The sequence below is a fragment of the Dellaglioa sp. CoH-56-MRSF-14 genome (genome assembly GCF_056782115.1).
Genome location: NZ_JBXAYB010000004.1, coordinates 59,044 through 74,711 on the forward strand (window position 1 = coordinate 59,044; position 15,668 = coordinate 74,711).

The following is a 15,668-nucleotide window of genomic DNA, read 5'->3' on the forward strand; positions in this document are numbered from 1 at the left end:
TCTCGAGGCTCCATTGAAATGGATAATTTATTAAGATAGAATGGAATATATTAATGAATCGGAGGAATGCTAAAATGTCGACACTTGAGGTTAAAAATTTACATGTAGAAATTGAAGATAAAGAAATTTTAAAAGGTGTTAATTTAAAAATGTCGACTGGAGAAGTACACGCAATCATGGGTCCAAATGGAACAGGTAAATCAACTTTATCTGAGGCCATTATGGGGAATCCTGCGTATAAAGTGACAGAAGGCGAAGTATTGCTGAATGGTGTAAACATTTTAGAACTACCTGTTGATGAGCGAGCTCGAGCAGGATTATTTTTAGCAATGCAATATCCTTCAGAAATTCCTGGTGTAACAAATGCTGAATTTATGCGTGCAGCAATCAACGCACGTCGACCGGAAGATAAACAAATCCCAATTCGAGAATATTTAAAGAAATTAGATAAAACGATGACAACTTTAGATATGACTGAGGAAATGGCTGATCGTTATTTAAATGAAGGTTTTTCAGGTGGCGAAAAGAAACGTAATGAAATTTTACAACTGATGATGATTGAACCAAAATTTGCTATTTTAGATGAAATTGATTCAGGTCTAGACATTGATGCATTGAAAGTTGTTTCGAGAGGCGTAAATGAAATGTTGAAAAATGCGGAATTTGGAACACTTATGATTACGCATTACCAACGTTTGCTGAACTATATTGTGCCTGATGTGGTGCACGTTATGATGGATGGACGGGTTGTTAAAACGGGTGGCGCCGAACTTGCAGAAAAACTGGAAGAAGAAGGCTATGCTGGTTTGCGTGATGAATTAGGGCTAGACATTACTTTAACAGACGAGAACCTTTAGTGGAGGGCCGGAAAATGATTGATTTGAAGCTCTTAGAACAAAGTATAATTGATTTTTCAAATTTAAAACAAGAACCTGAGTGGTTTCAACAATTAAGAAGAGATGCCTTTGTAAAAAAAACATTACTAGCGCTTCCTTCATTTGAAAAAATTAGATACCAAAAATGGCCCATTATACCTGAAACACTGGTTAAAGAATCAGGGGAATTTGTTTCAAAAAAATCGGATGAAAATACGTTTATTCAAGTTGGATCTCGAACGATTAGTTTAAATATATCTGAGGAATTAAAAGAAAATCATGTTATTATTTGCGACTGGTCAACCGCGTTAGTGGAACATGCAGATTTAATTAAGAAATATTTTATGACTAAGGCAGTTAAATGGGATAGTGATTTGTTGACCGCAACGCATTTAGCACAATTAACCGGTGGTTTGTTTATTTATGTACCTAAAAATGTTGTATTAGACAACCCAATTACAACTTATTTAACGCAGGATGCACGGGACAATCAGGACTATGTACAGCATGTTTTAATTGTCGCAGCAGAAAATAGTCAGTTTTCATATCTAGAAAATCGTTCAACAGTCGGTGATCAGATCACAACCGCAAATATTATTGTGGAAGTGATTGCTAAAGCTAACAGTCATGTTAAATTTGCTGGAGTTGATCAATTAGGGGAACATACAACAGCATATATTAACCGTCGGGGTTATTTATTAGGCAATGCAAAAATAGATTGGTCAATTGGATTACTTAATAATGGCAATATAATTGGCGATTTCGATTCTGATTTAATTGGTGCAGGTTCTCACGCAGATGTTAAAGTTGTTGCGATTTCAACAGGAAATCAGATTCAAGGGATTGATACACGGGTGACGAATTATGGTAAACATTCAATTGGTCAAATTCTGCAACACGGTGTAATTTTATCGCGTTCTACATTAATATTTAATGGAATTGGCCATATTATTAAAGGTGCAAAGGGTGCGAATGCTCAACAAGAAAGCCGTGTGCTAATGTTATCCACAAAAGCACGTGGAGACGCTAATCCTATTTTATTAATTGATGAAAATGATGTTCAAGCTGGACATGCAGCTAGTGTTGGACGCGTGAATCAGGAACAATTGTACTATCTGATGAGTCGTGGATTACACAAAGAAGAAGCAGAAAGACTTGTTATTCGTGGATTCTTAGGACCTGTTTTAACGGCAATTCCGGCAGTTGATGTTCGTGAACGATTAATCGAAACAATAGAGGGGAAACTCATTAATGGTCAAAAATTTGAAAAAGTATCGCAATGATTTTCCTATTTTAAAGCAAATTGTGAATGATGAACCGTTAATTTATTTTGACAATGCTGCAACTGTTCAGAAACCACAAGCAGTTATTAATGCCATTTCACATTATTATGAAAATGATAATGCCAATGTACATCGTGGTGTGCATACTTTAGCCGAGCGTACAACACAGCAATTTGAAGATGTACGACAAGCTGTTGCTGATTTTATTCATGCAAAATATTCAGCTGAAATCTTATTTACAAAAGGGACAACCGAAAGTTTAAACTGGGTTGCTCAGGGTTTTGCACAGAATCGATTGAAACCAGGGGATGAGATTTTAATATCTATTATGGAACACCATAGTAACCTTGTTCCTTGGCAACAAGTCGCACAAGCAACTGGTGCTAAATTAGTTTACATCGACATAACAGATGATGGACAATTAGACATTAATGATGCGAAATTAAAAATGACAGCTAAAACTAAAATTGTATCGCTAACTCAAATTTCAAATGTTTTGGGGAGTATAAACCCCATCAAAGAATTAACGGACATGGCACATACAGTCGGTGCGGTTGTTATTTGTGATGGGGCGCAATCAATACCTTATATGCCGATTAATGTTCAGGAGTTAGATGTTGATTTTTTTGCTTTTTCAGGTCATAAAATGGGGGCTGCAACTGGTATTGGCGTTTTATATGGAAAAAGTAATTATTTGAACGAGATGCAGCCACTAGAATTTGGTGGTGAGATGATTGATTTTGTTGAAGAGCAACAATCAACCTTTAAAGATATTCCTTGGAAATTTGAAGCGGGGACACCTAATATTGAAGGGGTCATTTCATTAGGTGCTACTATTCACTATTTAAATGAAGTTGGAATGGTTAATATACAAGCACATGAACAGATGCTCATCACTGATTTATTACCTAAATTAAAAGCCATTTCTGGCATTACTGTCTATGGGCCAACTGAAAGTAAAAAACGATCAGGCGTTATTTCATTTAATTTGGAGGGACTACATCCGCATGACGTTGCGACAGCTCTTGATATGCAAGGAATTGCGGTTCGCGCGGGTCATCATTGTGCACAGCCATTAATGAAGTGCATGGGTGTATCGTCAACTGTTCGTATTAGTTTATATTTTTACAATACTTTAGAAGAAAATCAAAAATTTATTGACGCGTTAATCGCTACAAAGGAGTTCTTTAAAAATGGGACTATCTAAATTAGATAATTTATATCGCCAAGTTATTTTGGAACATGCCACACATCCGCATCATCATGGCTCACTAGTAAAGGGTCAGAAATCAATTGAACTCAGAAATCCAACCTGTGGGGATGTTTTAAAAGTTGAACTTATCATGAGTGACAACAAGGTTCAAGATGTTGCCTTTTCTGGGACGGGTTGTACGATTAGCCAGGCATCTGCAAGTATGATGACTGATGAAATTATTGGTAAAGCAAAAAATGAAATAGAAGAAATGGTGACAACATTTTCAAGAATGGTAACAGGTGAAACGATTGATGAAAATCTTTTAGGTGATGCTGCTATTTTAGAAGGTGTCGCTCAGTTTCCAGCTCGGATTAAGTGTGCCACATTAGCTTGGAAGGCAGTTTATCAAGCTATTAATTTAGAAAATTAGAGAGGAGGTAAGATATGAAAGAACTAGATGTTGGTGGTGAGTATGAATATGGCTTTAAAGATGATATTGAGCCTGTTTATTCAACTGGGCGTGGCTTAACCGAAGCGATTGTTCGAGAAATTTCGGCAGCAAAAAATGAACCAGAGTGGATGTTGGATTATCGACTTCGTGCCTTTGCCTTATATGAAAAGATGCCAATGCCAAGTTTTGGTCCTGATTTGTCTAAGTTAGATTTAGCTAATATGCGCTATTTTCAACGTGCTAGTGATAATGTTGCTAGAGACTGGGAAGATGTCCCAGATAAGATTAAAGAAACCTTTGACCGACTTGGTGTTCCAGAAGCTGAACGTAAATACTTAGCTGGCTCTTCTGCACAATATGAATCAGAAGTTGTTTACCATCATATGCGTGAAGATTTTGAAAAATTAGGAATTATTTTTATGAGTACAGATGCTGCCGTCCAAGAATATCCTGAATTGGTTAAACAGTATTTTGGCAAATTGGTTCCTGCCTCTAATAATAAATTTTCAGCTTTAAATTCGGCTGTTTGGTCTGGTGGTACTTTTATCTATGTACCTAAAGGTGTGAAGACCGAGGTGCCTATTCAAAGTTATTTCAGAATTAATGCGGAGAATACAGGACAATTTGAACGAACATTAATCATTGTTGATGAAGGCGCAAGTGTTAATTACGTTGAAGGTTGTACAGCACCTAATTATTCGGCAGACAGTTTGCATGCGGCAGTCGTTGAAGTGAACGTCATGAAAGATGCCTATTGTCGGTATACAACGATTCAAAATTGGTCAGATAATGTGTATAGCTTAGAGACAAAACGTGCTAGAGCCTTAGAAAATGCGACGATGGAGTGGGTTGATGGTAACCTTGGATCAAAAGTTACAATGAAATATCCAAGTATTTATTTAGATGGTCAAGGCGCACATGGCACAATGTTGTCGATTGCGTTTGCTGGTGGGAATATCGTTCAAGATACTGGGGCAAAAATGATTCACAATGCTAAAAATACGACTTCTTCGATTGTTTCTAAATCGTTATGTAAAGATGGTGGACGAGTTGATTATCGAGGTTATTTAAAATTTGGTAGACATAGTGATGGTTCGTTTGCACATGTCGAATGCGATACAATCATCATGGATGATAAATCAGCGAGTGATACGATTCCATTTAATGAAATTTTAAATGGCAATGTTTCTATGGAACATGAAGCTAAAGTTTCTAAAATTTCTGAAGAACAATTATATTACTTAATGAGTCGCGGAATTTCTGAAGCAAAAGCAACAGAGATGATTGTAATGGGATTTGTTGAACCGTTCACCAAAGAATTACCGATGGAATACGCTGTTGAATTGAATCGTCTGATTGAGTATCAGATGGAAGGCAGTGTGGGGTAAAATAGTTTAGAATGATGTTACTTTTCCTAAAAAGTAAATAAGGGGATAATAATTAAATGATATATGCACTGGAAATAAAAGGCTTAAAAAAAGAATATGCAACGGGTGTTAAAGCGTTACGTGGTATTGATCTGGCTGTAGAAGAAGGGGATTTTTATGCACTTTTAGGGCCTAATGGTGCGGGAAAATCAACGACAATTGGTATTATTACATCTCTTGTGAATAAAACAGCGGGAACAGTGAAGGTTTTTGATTACGATATTGATACCAATTTGGTACAAGCCAAACAACAAATTGGACTTGTCCCACAGGAATTTAACTTTAATCCTTTTGAAACGGTTCAACAAATTGTTGTTAATCAGGCTGGTTACTATGGTGTTCCTCATAAAGAAGCAATGGAGCGCAGTGAAAAATATTTAAAACAGTCAGATTTATGGGAAAAACGTAATGTACGTGCACGAATGCTTTCTGGTGGGATGAAACGAAGATTGATGATTGCCAGGGCATTAATGCATGAACCTCGGTTGCTCATTTTAGACGAACCAACTGCGGGTGTAGATATTGAGTTGAGACGTGAAATGTGGTCTTTTTTAAAGGAATTGAATGAGAATGGCACAACGATTATCTTGACGACTCATTATTTAGAAGAAGCAGAAACACTTTGTCGTCATATCGGTATTATTCAATCAGGTGAGTTGATTGAAAATACGAGCATGAAAACTTTATTATCAAAATTACAATTTGAAACGTTTATTTTCGATTTAGATGTGTATGATAAAAAGCCAGAAATTATAGGGTATAAAAATTCCTTTGAAGACGCGCAAACAATTTCTATCGAAGTTGAACGAAATCAAGGTGTTAATGGGATCTTTAAACAATTTGATGAACAAGGGATAAAAGTTCTTTCTATGCGAAATAAATCGAATCGATTAGAAGAGTTATTCTTGAAAATTACGGAAGAAAAGCACCAAGTGGGGGAGAAACATGTTTAATCAATATTTTACTGCATTAAAAAGTCTCGCAATAAAAGAAACTAATCGTTATTTGAGAATTTGGGTACAGACATTAGTACCACCAGTGATTACAACATCATTGTATTTTATTATATTTGGTAAAATGATTGGTGGCCGAATTGGTGCAATGGGTGGATTTTCATATATGGAATTCATTGTACCAGGGTTAATTATGATGTCGGTGATCACTAGTTCGTATGCTAATGTATCTTCGTCATTTTTTTCTCAGAAATTTCAGAAAAATATTGAAGAATTACTAGTTGCACCAGTACCAACGCATATTATTATATGGGGATTTGTTATTGGAGGACTTGGAAGAAGTGTTTTAGTTGGGGCACTTGTCACTATTATTTCATTATTTTTTGTACCTCTTCATGTTTTTTCGTGGGTCATTATTATTATCACACTTTTGATGACAGCCATTTTATTTTCATTAGCAGGATTAATTAATGGTATTTTTGCACAGTCATTTGATGATGTGTCAATTGTACCTACGTTTGTTTTACAGCCATTAACTTATCTTGGTGGTGTTTTCTATTCTATTTCAATGTTACCACCAGTTTGGCAGGCCATCTCTAAGATTAATCCAATTGTTTATATGATTTCAGGATTTAGATATGGTTTTTTAGGTAAGACTGATGTATCACTTGCTTTATCAATGATAATTCTTATTCTGTTTATTGGTGTTCTTTACTGGATTTGTTGGTATCTTATTAATAAAGGTAGAGGTTTGAGAAGTTAGGATAGCCAATGTAATAATCCTTCTTTCTTATTAATCATTCTGTGACGGTTGATCAATAATGAATCTGGATAGCACCAAAAACAAAAGTCTTATGGCTTTTGTTTTTTTGTTAGGGTACGAAAAATGGTACCAAAGATAGATATCGTAGACTCTTTAAAAGATAGATATAAGGTATATTTTGAAAAAATGTCTGTTTTTCAAGTAAATTATTATTAAAACACTAGAATAACGTTTATACTAGCTACATATAAAACTAAAAAGGAGATAAATAATGACTATAAATAAACAATTAATTAAAGATGATTTATACGAAGCAGTAAATGGTGAATGGTTAAAAACTGCCAAAATTCCTGATGATAAACCTGCGACGGGTGGTTTTAATGATTTAGCTGATGAAATTGATAAAACTTTGATGGCTGATTTTGAAAAAATGTCAGCTGATTCTAGTGTTAAAGCACCATTAATGCAAGAATTTTTAAACTATTATGCCTTAGCAGCTGATTTTGATCGACGTGAATCAGAAGGAACCTTACCATTGAAAAAAGTTTTAGCACCTTTAGAAAATTTAACAAGTTTAGCTGATTTCGATACTAAATGGGCAGATTTTGTTCGTGCGGGTTATCCAACACCACTTGGGTTTGATGTTGATGCTGATATGAAAAATGCTAAAATTAATGCTTTATTTGTGGCAGCTCCGAGTTTGGTTTTACCAGATAAAACGTATTATGAACGAGATAATTCACAAGCTGAAGGTTTACTTAAAGCATTTAGGGCGATGATGACTAAGTTATTAGTTGCTTTAGATTATAGTGAAGAAAATGCAAATCATGTTATTACAGAGGCACTAACTTTTGATCGTAACTTAGTGCCAAATGTCAAGAGTGCTGAAGAATCAGCTGATTATAGTAAAGCGTACAACCCACAAAGTTTCACAGAATTTAGTTCACAAAGTAGTAATTTAGATTTAAAATCAATTGTTAAAAATCTTTTAAATGGGAATGAACCAGAAAAAATAATTGTGACTGAACCTAAATTTTTATCATCTATTGATGAACTCGTGAATACAACTCATTTTACAGAATTTAAAAGTTGGTTAATTGTTAAAACAGTAGGGAGTCTTAGTTCATATTTATCAGATGACTTACGTGTTATTGCTGGTGAATACGGGCGTGCATTATCTGGAAGCAAGGCACCGAAAAAACAACAAAAGTTTGCTTATTATCTAGCCATGGGAACCTATAGTGGGGTTGTGGGCGAATATTATGGATATAAATACTTTGGTGAAGATGCTAAAGCAGACGTTCAACAGATGGTTGAAAAGATGATTAATGTTTATCAAAATAGATTGGCTACTAATAATTGGTTAACAAGTACTACACGTGATAAGGCAATTTTAAAATTAAGTAAATTAGGTATTCAAGTTGGGTATCCAGATAAAATTAACCCGCTTTATCAAAAAATGCACGTTAATATGGAAAAAACATTGCTAGAGAATGCAATGGCCTTTGATAAATTAGCCACTGAAGATATGTTTAGTAAGTGGGATAAACCTGTCGATCGTGATCTTTGGGAGATGAGTGCAGCAACAGTTAATGCTTATTATCATCCCTTTAAAAATATCATTGTCTTTCCAGCGGCTATTTTACAAGCACCATTTTATAGTTTAGAGCAGAGTAGTAGTGCTAACTATGGTGGTATTGGAGCAGTTATTGCGCACGAGATTTCACATGCTTTTGATAATAATGGTGCGCTATTTGATGAGTATGGTAATTTGAATAATTGGTGGAGTGAAGCCGATTTGACCCATTTTAAAGAATTATCACAACAAATGATTACTGAATTTGACGGAACTGAATTCGCAGGCCAAAAAGTTAATGGGACTTTAACAGTTTCTGAAAATATTGCTGATGCTGGTGGGCTTAGTTGTGCACTTGAAGCGGCTAAATCTGAAGACGATACTGATTTTGAAGCATTTTTCATTAATTGGGCACAAGTATGGCGAATGAAGGCTTCAACACAGTATATGCAATTGTTATTATCAATTGATGTTCATGCCCCTGCTAAGTTGCGTGCTAATATTCAAGTTCAAAATTTAGCAGAATTTTATGATGCCTTTGATATTGTTGCAAGTGATGCAATGTATAAAGCAGTCGATGAACGCGTTAATATTTGGTAAATGATTAATTAAGACAAATTAAAAGGACATTATCAAAATGATAATGTCCTTTTTGCTGCGATTGTTTATCCGTAATACTTAAAGGTAGCATATTATAATACTTCGTTCTCTGTAATTTTTTCTTCCAAAACGTTGAAATTATATTCAGAAAGTTCATTTAAGCCATTTTTACTCTCATCAAAGAAAGCAGTTAAACTTTCAGATAACATTAGATTGATAACACGACCAGCTTCAAATTGAACTAAGATAACTGGAATATGAGCTTCTACTGCCATACCAACTTCAAACATAGTACCAGAGTCAGGTTCGTTATCTTCGTCTTCTTTGTAGTCTAAGATAGCAACAACAACGTCTGCGCGATGAACTTGGCGTGTGTCAGCTAAATAAACTGCACGTTGCCATTGTTGACTGAATTGTTCATATTGTTTACTTTGATTATCTTGGGGCAAGTAAATATTGTCACTATCAATTGTTTTGTTCTCTTTTAATGCTGCAACAACTTGAGAAACACGTTCACGTTGTTTGTCGCTAAAAAATGGACCTGCTAAATAAACTTTATTCATTAATATCGTCTCCTGGAATATATATTTGCTTTTTTAAGTATAGCATGACATTTTAAAAATGGGCACAAAAAAAGAAGACAATGAAGTCTTCTTTTTCAATTTCTAAACACCGTAAACGAATTGACCTGAATTAAAGTGGTCAGCTGAAATAACGTAAACGTTACCACTATTACGTAAAGTAAAGTTAGCTAAATCATTTAATAAGTTATTGGTTGTTTTTCCAGGTTCAGTATCGATAATTTGACCATCACTAATTAAACCAGGGAATACAGCGTCTTCGTTAATTAATAAAGTATTAACACGATGTTGCGTTAATAGAGCAAACAAATCGATTGGGTTTGTTTTGCTTGGATTAACTTCATCAAGTGAACGAGCACGATCCAATAAATGATCAATTGTTTGATTGATTAAAATTTGATTTTGATCTAACAAATCTTTTTCAATTTCTGTAGTTGTTAGGGCACTAGGTGATTTTTTAATTGTAATTTCTGAATTAACTGATTTTAATTTTGTTAATTCATGGAATAAGCTTTGATTTTTAGGTAGTCCAATAAGGAAAAGACGTTTATAAATTAATTCGGGATGGGTAACTAGGAATTTTTCAATTGCCAAGTAGTAATTTCTATTATCAATCGCTTTTTCTTCATCCTTAGTATTTAACCCATGGAGGGCGCCAGTAGGGCCATGAGTGGTCGTGGTATCTGTACTTTCAGGACCAAGAGTTGATACCATGTCGATAGGAGCATCCTCTGGGAGTTCTTGTTTCAATAAGACACCTTCTTTGAATTGATGTAATTCAAATGAATCACGGTGTAAGCTTAGGATTGTTCCTGATAATTTTGTTGCTTGTTGAGCTAATAAAGGTAAAGTGTATGCTTCAGGACCAACAATAACTTTATCTACTTCAATAGCGTGATTTAAATTAAATTTAAAGTAATCGTTAGGTGTTAAGTAAAGTGCGATACTAGGGAATTGACCGATTTTATCTGCAATTTCATTAATAAAATTAACCAATTGTGTTTCAATTAGTTCCCAAGTTTTCTTAGGTACATCCGAATGAGCTTCTTTGGCAGTTTTTAAACTAGTTTTTAGTTTTAACTGATTCTTCGCAGCAAAATTAATACCTGGATATGTTTTGATAAAGATTGATACAATGGGTTCTTCTTTGATTGTGAGTAATTTTTTCAAATTGTTATGCATTGACATAATGGTTCCCCCTTTATATGATTACCTTTAGTATAACATCATGAAAACGGTTATCCAACTTATATGGTTACGTTTTCATAAAAGGAGTAAATATGATTTATTTAGAAAAAGATAACAAAAATATTAAAAAAATGGAAGCTTACATGAAAAATAATTTTTCTTACTTAGGGATTAAGACACCAAGTCGACGTGAACTAACAAAGGACTTGATGAAAGAATCTAAGAGTTGGCCTCTAGAAGAGTTAATCTCACAAATTTTAGCTTATTATGGTCGTGAAGAAAGAGAGTATCAATATGTTGCAATCGACTTAGCACAAAAAAATCTTAAACGATTGACGGTTGATGAAGTCCAAGTATTGGTTGAGTTAATTAAGGTTAAACCATGGTGGGATTCAGTAGATGCTTTACGTAAGGTTATTAGTGACTTTTTAAAATTAAGTCCGATAAATTTTAACGATATTAGTAAGCAATTTGAAAACCATGATAATTTCTGGATGCGTCGTGTGGGTATAAATCTTCAGTTAGGCTATCGTGAAGAAACTAATCTAGCTTACTTATCAAAGATGATTTTGAATGATAGAACAACAGATGAATTTTTCATCCAAAAAGCGATTGGTTGGTCATTACGTGAGTATGCTAAGACTGATGAAAATTGGGTTATAACTTTTATTGAGAGCCATGATCTATCAAAGCTAGCTGTGCGAGAAGGACTTAAACATGTGAAGACAAAATAAAAAAGACTGATTTTATTCAGTCTTTTTTGCTTATTTTAAGGTTAAGAATTTATCTCCGGCAAGGTCTCTGTAGAAATTTGCTTTAATTGCTTGTTGATAAGGCATGTACCAAATATAACCAATTCCAAGTGTCACGATTGATAATAGGTACCAACCAACCAGACTTAACTCTATTACGAATAAATCAAATTTGTGTCCGTTCATTAATTCACGGCTTAACGTTATTTTTTTATTAATACTGATGTCAGGATGATTTGGGTTATCTGTTAAGTCTTTGTTAATCATAAAGACTTGTGAATAAGAATAGTATTTAATAATTCCTGGGACAATAAGCAAGAGAGTCCAAAGTGTACTATAAATGGTTTTGAGAATGGCGATACCAATAGATGGGAAAAATAATTCATTTGAGAAAACTTGGAAACTTTGTGTAAATGCATGTTCTGGTGTTTTTTGTGAACTGACCCAAGTTAAGAATGTATATGAAACACCTACAAGTAGAATTTGAAAAATAAGATAAAGAACAACGACAGTTGCTGAAATTATAGGACTGATAGCTGATGATTGGTTATTATTTTCAGTAGAATATAAATTCATAATGTCTGCGTACTCAGTAGAATATAAGCGAGAATAAACAATAAAAATAAGGATTGCTAGTAAGCTAACTAGGATAGCTGACTTCCAGTGTCCTTTAAGTAATGCCTTTGATTCAGATTTCAGTTGTTGTCTCGTTTTTAGTGGTTTTTCCATGATGTGTGTCTCCTTAATTGTATATGTTTTAATAATATTTTAAGCATACATTAAACCAAATATTAAGTCTATACTGACAGATTGAGAATGTGAGTATTTCAATATTTTTAGACGGTATAAAAGTGAAACAAACCAAACTTTTTGTTAGATTGTAGTAAGATGAATAGCGTAATCTATATTAATGGAAGAAGAGTGAGCTAATGGTAAATAAAATGAAGGCCATCGCAGCATTTGGAAAATTTCCGACAGAAGATAAAAATGCATTACGAGATGTCAAAATCGATAAACCGACACCTGAAAATCATGATATTCTTGTGAAGGTAACGGGTATTTCAGTGAATCCAATAGATTATAAATCAAGAATGTTAATTGATTCTGAAGAAAAATTACTTATTTTAGGTTTCGATGCAATCGGGGTCGTCTCTGAAATAGGATCAGAAGTAACACAATTTAATAGTGGTGATAAGGTTTTTTATTTAGGTGTCAATAATCGTTCAGGAAGTAATGCTGAGTATCAGCTAGTTGATGAACGACTAGTTGGAAATGCACCCAAGAAAATAACAGACAGTGAAGCAGCCGCTATGCCACTAACAGGTGTAACAGCATGGGAAGCATTATTTGAAAAATTAAATTTCATTCCAGAGAAAAATGCCAATAGTGGAAAATCAGTTTTAATTATTAATGGAGCTGGTGGTGTAGGCTCTATTGCTATTCAACTTGCTAAATGGGCTGGTTTGACTGTTATCACGACCGCTTCAAGATTAGAAACGAGCGATTGGGTTAAAAAGATGGGCGCTGATATTGTCATTAATCACCGAAAAGATTTGAAGAAACAATTAGTTAAATTAAATATTAATGAAGTTGATGGTATTCTAATATTGCACTCAACAGAAACTTATTTTGATTTAGCAGCAGATATCATCAGACCTCAGGGTATTATTACTTCAATTGTGGGCACATCTGATAATTTACCAATTGGTAAATTAAAAAATAAAAGTAATGAGTTTAAATGGCTAACAGTTTTTACTAAAGGTGTATATTACACGGCAGATATGAGCTCTCAAGGTAAAACATTAAATCGCTTAGCCACGTTATTAGATGAAGGCAAACTAAAATCAACGATGACTAAATCATTGGTGGGGATTAACGCCGATAATTTACGAACGGCTTCTGAAGTTGTTGAAAATGGTAAGATGATTGGAAAGTTTGTAATAACTGGTGAATTTAACGCGGAGGTATAAGCTATTGAGTAAAAAAGAAATTAGAAAAATGATTATTAACAAGATGGTTGATTTGGCAAAAAATAAGGTCCTTGAAAAAAGGAATCAGGAGAAGGCAATTATTGATAAAGTTTTACAATCTGAAGAATGGGAATCGGCTGATTCAATCGGATTAACAATTAGTCAATCGATTGAGTTTAGTACTAACGAATTACTATTGGCGGCACTGTCTCAAGGTAAGAGGGTGTATATACCAAAAACGATGCCTGAAAAGCAACTTGCATTTTTACCTTACTTATCTATTGAACAGGTGCTTATAAAAAGTGATTATGGACTATTAGAACCTGAATATAATGTTGCACTTGAAAAGAATAATTTAGATTTAGTGATTGTACCAGGAGTTGGGTTTAATTTAGAGAATAATCAAAGGATTGGCTTTGGCGGTGGTTATTATGATCGGTATATTGCAAAATATCAACCAAAAACAATTTCACTTTGTTTGGACGTTCAAAATGTAATTTCTGAGAAATGGACAAGTAATCAGTTTGATATTAAAATTGATAAAATTATTACAGTATAAGTTCTATTTGAATAAATCCTTAACAAAATACAGTTTAATAATATTATTTACATTAATATACGAATATAGTAAAATTGTAATTGCTCATTAATGAGATAAACACGAACAAATGTATTTATGAAAAGGAGATTTAAAATGATTAATCGCATTAAATCATATTTTGAAATTGATCAGTTACATACAACGGTTAAACGCGAAATGTTAGCTGGTTTTACAACGTTTATATCAATGGCTTACATATTATTTGTTAATCCTACGATTTTAAGTGCTTCGGGGATGGACAAAGGGGCAGTATTTACTGCAACTGCATTATCAAGTGCTTTAGGCTGTATTTTAATGGGTATTTTAGCTAAATACCCAATAGCAACAGCTCCCGCATTGGGTATTAATGCCTTTTTCTCATATTCAGTTGTTATAGGTATGGGAATTCCATGGCAAACAGCTTTAGCAGGTGTATTTGTAGCATCACTAATTTTTATTTTAATTACTATTTTTAAACTACGCGAAATGATTATTAATGCTATTCCAAGTAACTTAAAATACGCTATCTCAAGTGGTATTGGTTTATTTATTGCTTTTATCGGTTTACAAGATGGTGGCTTAATTATCGCAAACAAATCCACAGTTGTGGGCCTAGGTCCATTGACCGTTGGTACAACATGGTTAACAATCTTTGGCTTAATTGTTACTGCAATTTTAATGGTTAGACGTGTTCCAGGTGGTATTTTTATTGGGATGTTTGCAACAGTTATTCTAGGATTCATCACAGGATTAATTAAAATGCCAACACAAGTTGTTGCCGGTGCCCCAAGTTTGGCCCCAACATTTATGCAAGGCGTTAAACATATTAGTGATATTAACACGGTTCAGTTATGGGTAGTCGTTTTAACCTTCTTGTTAGTTACTTTCTTTGATACTGCTGGAACACTTGTTGGGTTAGCTCAACAAGCCGGATTCATGAAAGACAATAAAATGCCTCGTGTCGGTAAAGCTTTAGTTGCTGATTCAACAGCAATGCTTGCTGGCTCTGTTTTAGGAACATCTCCAGTTGGTGCATATGTTGAGTCTTCAGCAGGTATCGCCGTTGGTGGACGCTCAGGTTTAACGGCTGTTACAACTGGATTATTATTTATTGTCGGGATATTTTTCTCGCCATTATTATCAGTTGTAACAACACAGGTCACTGCTCCAGCATTAATTATTGTTGGTGTATTGATGGCACAATCTTTAACAAAAATCGAATGGACAAAAATGGAAATTGCAATTCCAGCATTTTTAATTGTAATTGGTATGCCATTAACTTATAGTATCTCTGACGGGATTGCTTTGGGAATGATTTTTTATCCAATTACAATGATTGCTGCTGGTCGTCGAAAAGATGTTCATCCAATCATGTACGGACTGTTCTTTGTGTTCTTACTTTTCATGTGGATTTTAAATGTTTAAATAAAATAGCAAACGTAAATGACAGATCTACTATAAACATGGTATTATT

At 34.1% G+C, this 15,668-nt stretch carries 15 protein-coding genes; 12 read left to right on the plus strand and 3 right to left on the minus strand.

The genetic code is table 11. The features are described 5' to 3' along the window. Nucleotides 1-74 precede the first annotated feature (74 nt). The 8 genes from sufC to AC1RPX_RS05515 all read left to right on the plus strand — a co-directional run bounded on the left by sufC (nt 75) and on the right by AC1RPX_RS05515 (nt 9,123). Nucleotides 75-857, plus strand: a complete 783-nt coding sequence (gene sufC, locus AC1RPX_RS05480) for a Fe-S cluster assembly ATPase SufC (RefSeq protein WP_481761645.1) — start codon at nt 75-77, stop codon at nt 855-857. Nucleotides 858-871: 14 nt separating this feature from the next. Continuing rightward, complete coding sequence (gene sufD / locus AC1RPX_RS05485) at nt 872-2,158, plus strand: Fe-S cluster assembly protein SufD (protein WP_481761646.1); 1,287 nt, start codon at nt 872-874, stop codon at nt 2,156-2,158. Beyond that, nucleotides 2,127-3,365 carry an aminotransferase class V-fold PLP-dependent enzyme gene (locus AC1RPX_RS05490; protein ID WP_481761647.1) on the plus strand — a complete coding sequence of 413 codons (1,239 nt, stop codon included), beginning with the start codon at nt 2,127-2,129 and terminating at the stop codon, nt 3,363-3,365. The genes sufD and AC1RPX_RS05490 overlap by 32 nt, the downstream gene beginning before the upstream one ends. Beyond that, nucleotides 3,352-3,783 (plus strand): Fe-S cluster assembly sulfur transfer protein SufU, encoded by a 432-nt coding sequence (gene sufU / locus AC1RPX_RS05495; protein ID WP_481761648.1) that lies wholly within the window; start codon nt 3,352-3,354, stop codon nt 3,781-3,783. The genes AC1RPX_RS05490 and sufU overlap by 14 nt, the downstream gene beginning before the upstream one ends. Nucleotides 3,784-3,797: 14 nt before the next feature. Beyond that, nucleotides 3,798-5,192: a Fe-S cluster assembly protein SufB gene (gene sufB / locus AC1RPX_RS05500; protein ID WP_481761649.1), complete on the plus strand. Its 1,395-nt coding sequence runs from the start codon at nt 3,798-3,800 to the stop codon at nt 5,190-5,192. Between the two features lie 56 nt (nt 5,193-5,248). Further along, nucleotides 5,249-6,184, plus strand: coding sequence for an ABC transporter ATP-binding protein (locus AC1RPX_RS05505; protein WP_481761650.1), 936 nt, complete (start codon nt 5,249-5,251; stop codon nt 6,182-6,184). After that, a complete protein-coding gene (locus tag AC1RPX_RS05510) occupies nt 6,177-6,947 on the plus strand; it encodes an ABC transporter permease (RefSeq protein ID WP_481761651.1) in 771 nt (256 codons plus the stop codon). The genes AC1RPX_RS05505 and AC1RPX_RS05510 overlap by 8 nt, the downstream gene beginning before the upstream one ends. Before the next feature lie 271 nt (nt 6,948-7,218). After that, nucleotides 7,219-9,123 (plus strand): M13 family metallopeptidase, encoded by a 1,905-nt coding sequence (locus AC1RPX_RS05515; protein WP_481761652.1) that lies wholly within the window; start codon nt 7,219-7,221, stop codon nt 9,121-9,123. Nucleotides 9,124-9,215: 92 nt separating this feature from the next. On the opposite strand, the gene AC1RPX_RS05520 is transcribed toward AC1RPX_RS05515, so the two are convergent. Then, nucleotides 9,216-9,686 carry a nucleoside 2-deoxyribosyltransferase gene (locus AC1RPX_RS05520; RefSeq protein ID WP_481761653.1) on the minus strand — a complete coding sequence of 157 codons (471 nt, stop codon included), beginning with the start codon at nt 9,684-9,686 and terminating at the stop codon, nt 9,216-9,218. Between the two features lie 102 nt (nt 9,687-9,788). Beyond that, a complete protein-coding gene (locus AC1RPX_RS05525) occupies nt 9,789-10,892 on the minus strand; it encodes a baeRF6 domain-containing protein (RefSeq protein WP_481761654.1) in 1,104 nt (367 codons plus the stop codon). 92 nt (nt 10,893-10,984) lie between these two features. Between AC1RPX_RS05525 and AC1RPX_RS05530 the strand changes: the two genes are divergently transcribed. Beyond that, nucleotides 10,985-11,626 (plus strand): DNA alkylation repair protein, encoded by a 642-nt coding sequence (locus tag AC1RPX_RS05530; protein ID WP_481761655.1) that lies wholly within the window; start codon nt 10,985-10,987, stop codon nt 11,624-11,626. Between the two features lie 30 nt (nt 11,627-11,656). Here AC1RPX_RS05530 and AC1RPX_RS05535 read toward each other — a convergent pair whose 3' ends face one another. Continuing rightward, entirely contained in the window at nt 11,657-12,373 is a 717-nt protein-coding gene (locus tag AC1RPX_RS05535; protein WP_481761656.1) for a DUF975 family protein, read from the minus strand. Between the two features lie 200 nt (nt 12,374-12,573). Between AC1RPX_RS05535 and AC1RPX_RS05540 the strand changes: the two genes are divergently transcribed. The 3 genes from AC1RPX_RS05540 to AC1RPX_RS05550 all read left to right on the plus strand — a co-directional run bounded on the left by AC1RPX_RS05540 (nt 12,574) and on the right by AC1RPX_RS05550 (nt 15,619). Beyond that, nucleotides 12,574-13,614, plus strand: coding sequence for a zinc-binding alcohol dehydrogenase family protein (locus AC1RPX_RS05540; protein ID WP_481761657.1), 1,041 nt, complete (start codon nt 12,574-12,576; stop codon nt 13,612-13,614). Between the two features lie 4 nt (nt 13,615-13,618). Next, a complete protein-coding gene (locus tag AC1RPX_RS05545; protein WP_481761658.1) occupies nt 13,619-14,173 on the plus strand; it encodes a 5-formyltetrahydrofolate cyclo-ligase in 555 nt (184 codons plus the stop codon). 135 nt (nt 14,174-14,308) lie between these two features. Beyond that, the gene (locus tag AC1RPX_RS05550) at nt 14,309-15,619 is read left to right on the plus strand and encodes an NCS2 family permease (RefSeq protein WP_481761659.1); all 1,311 of its coding nucleotides are present in this window, start codon (nt 14,309-14,311) and stop codon (nt 15,617-15,619) included. Nucleotides 15,620-15,668 lie beyond the last annotated feature (49 nt).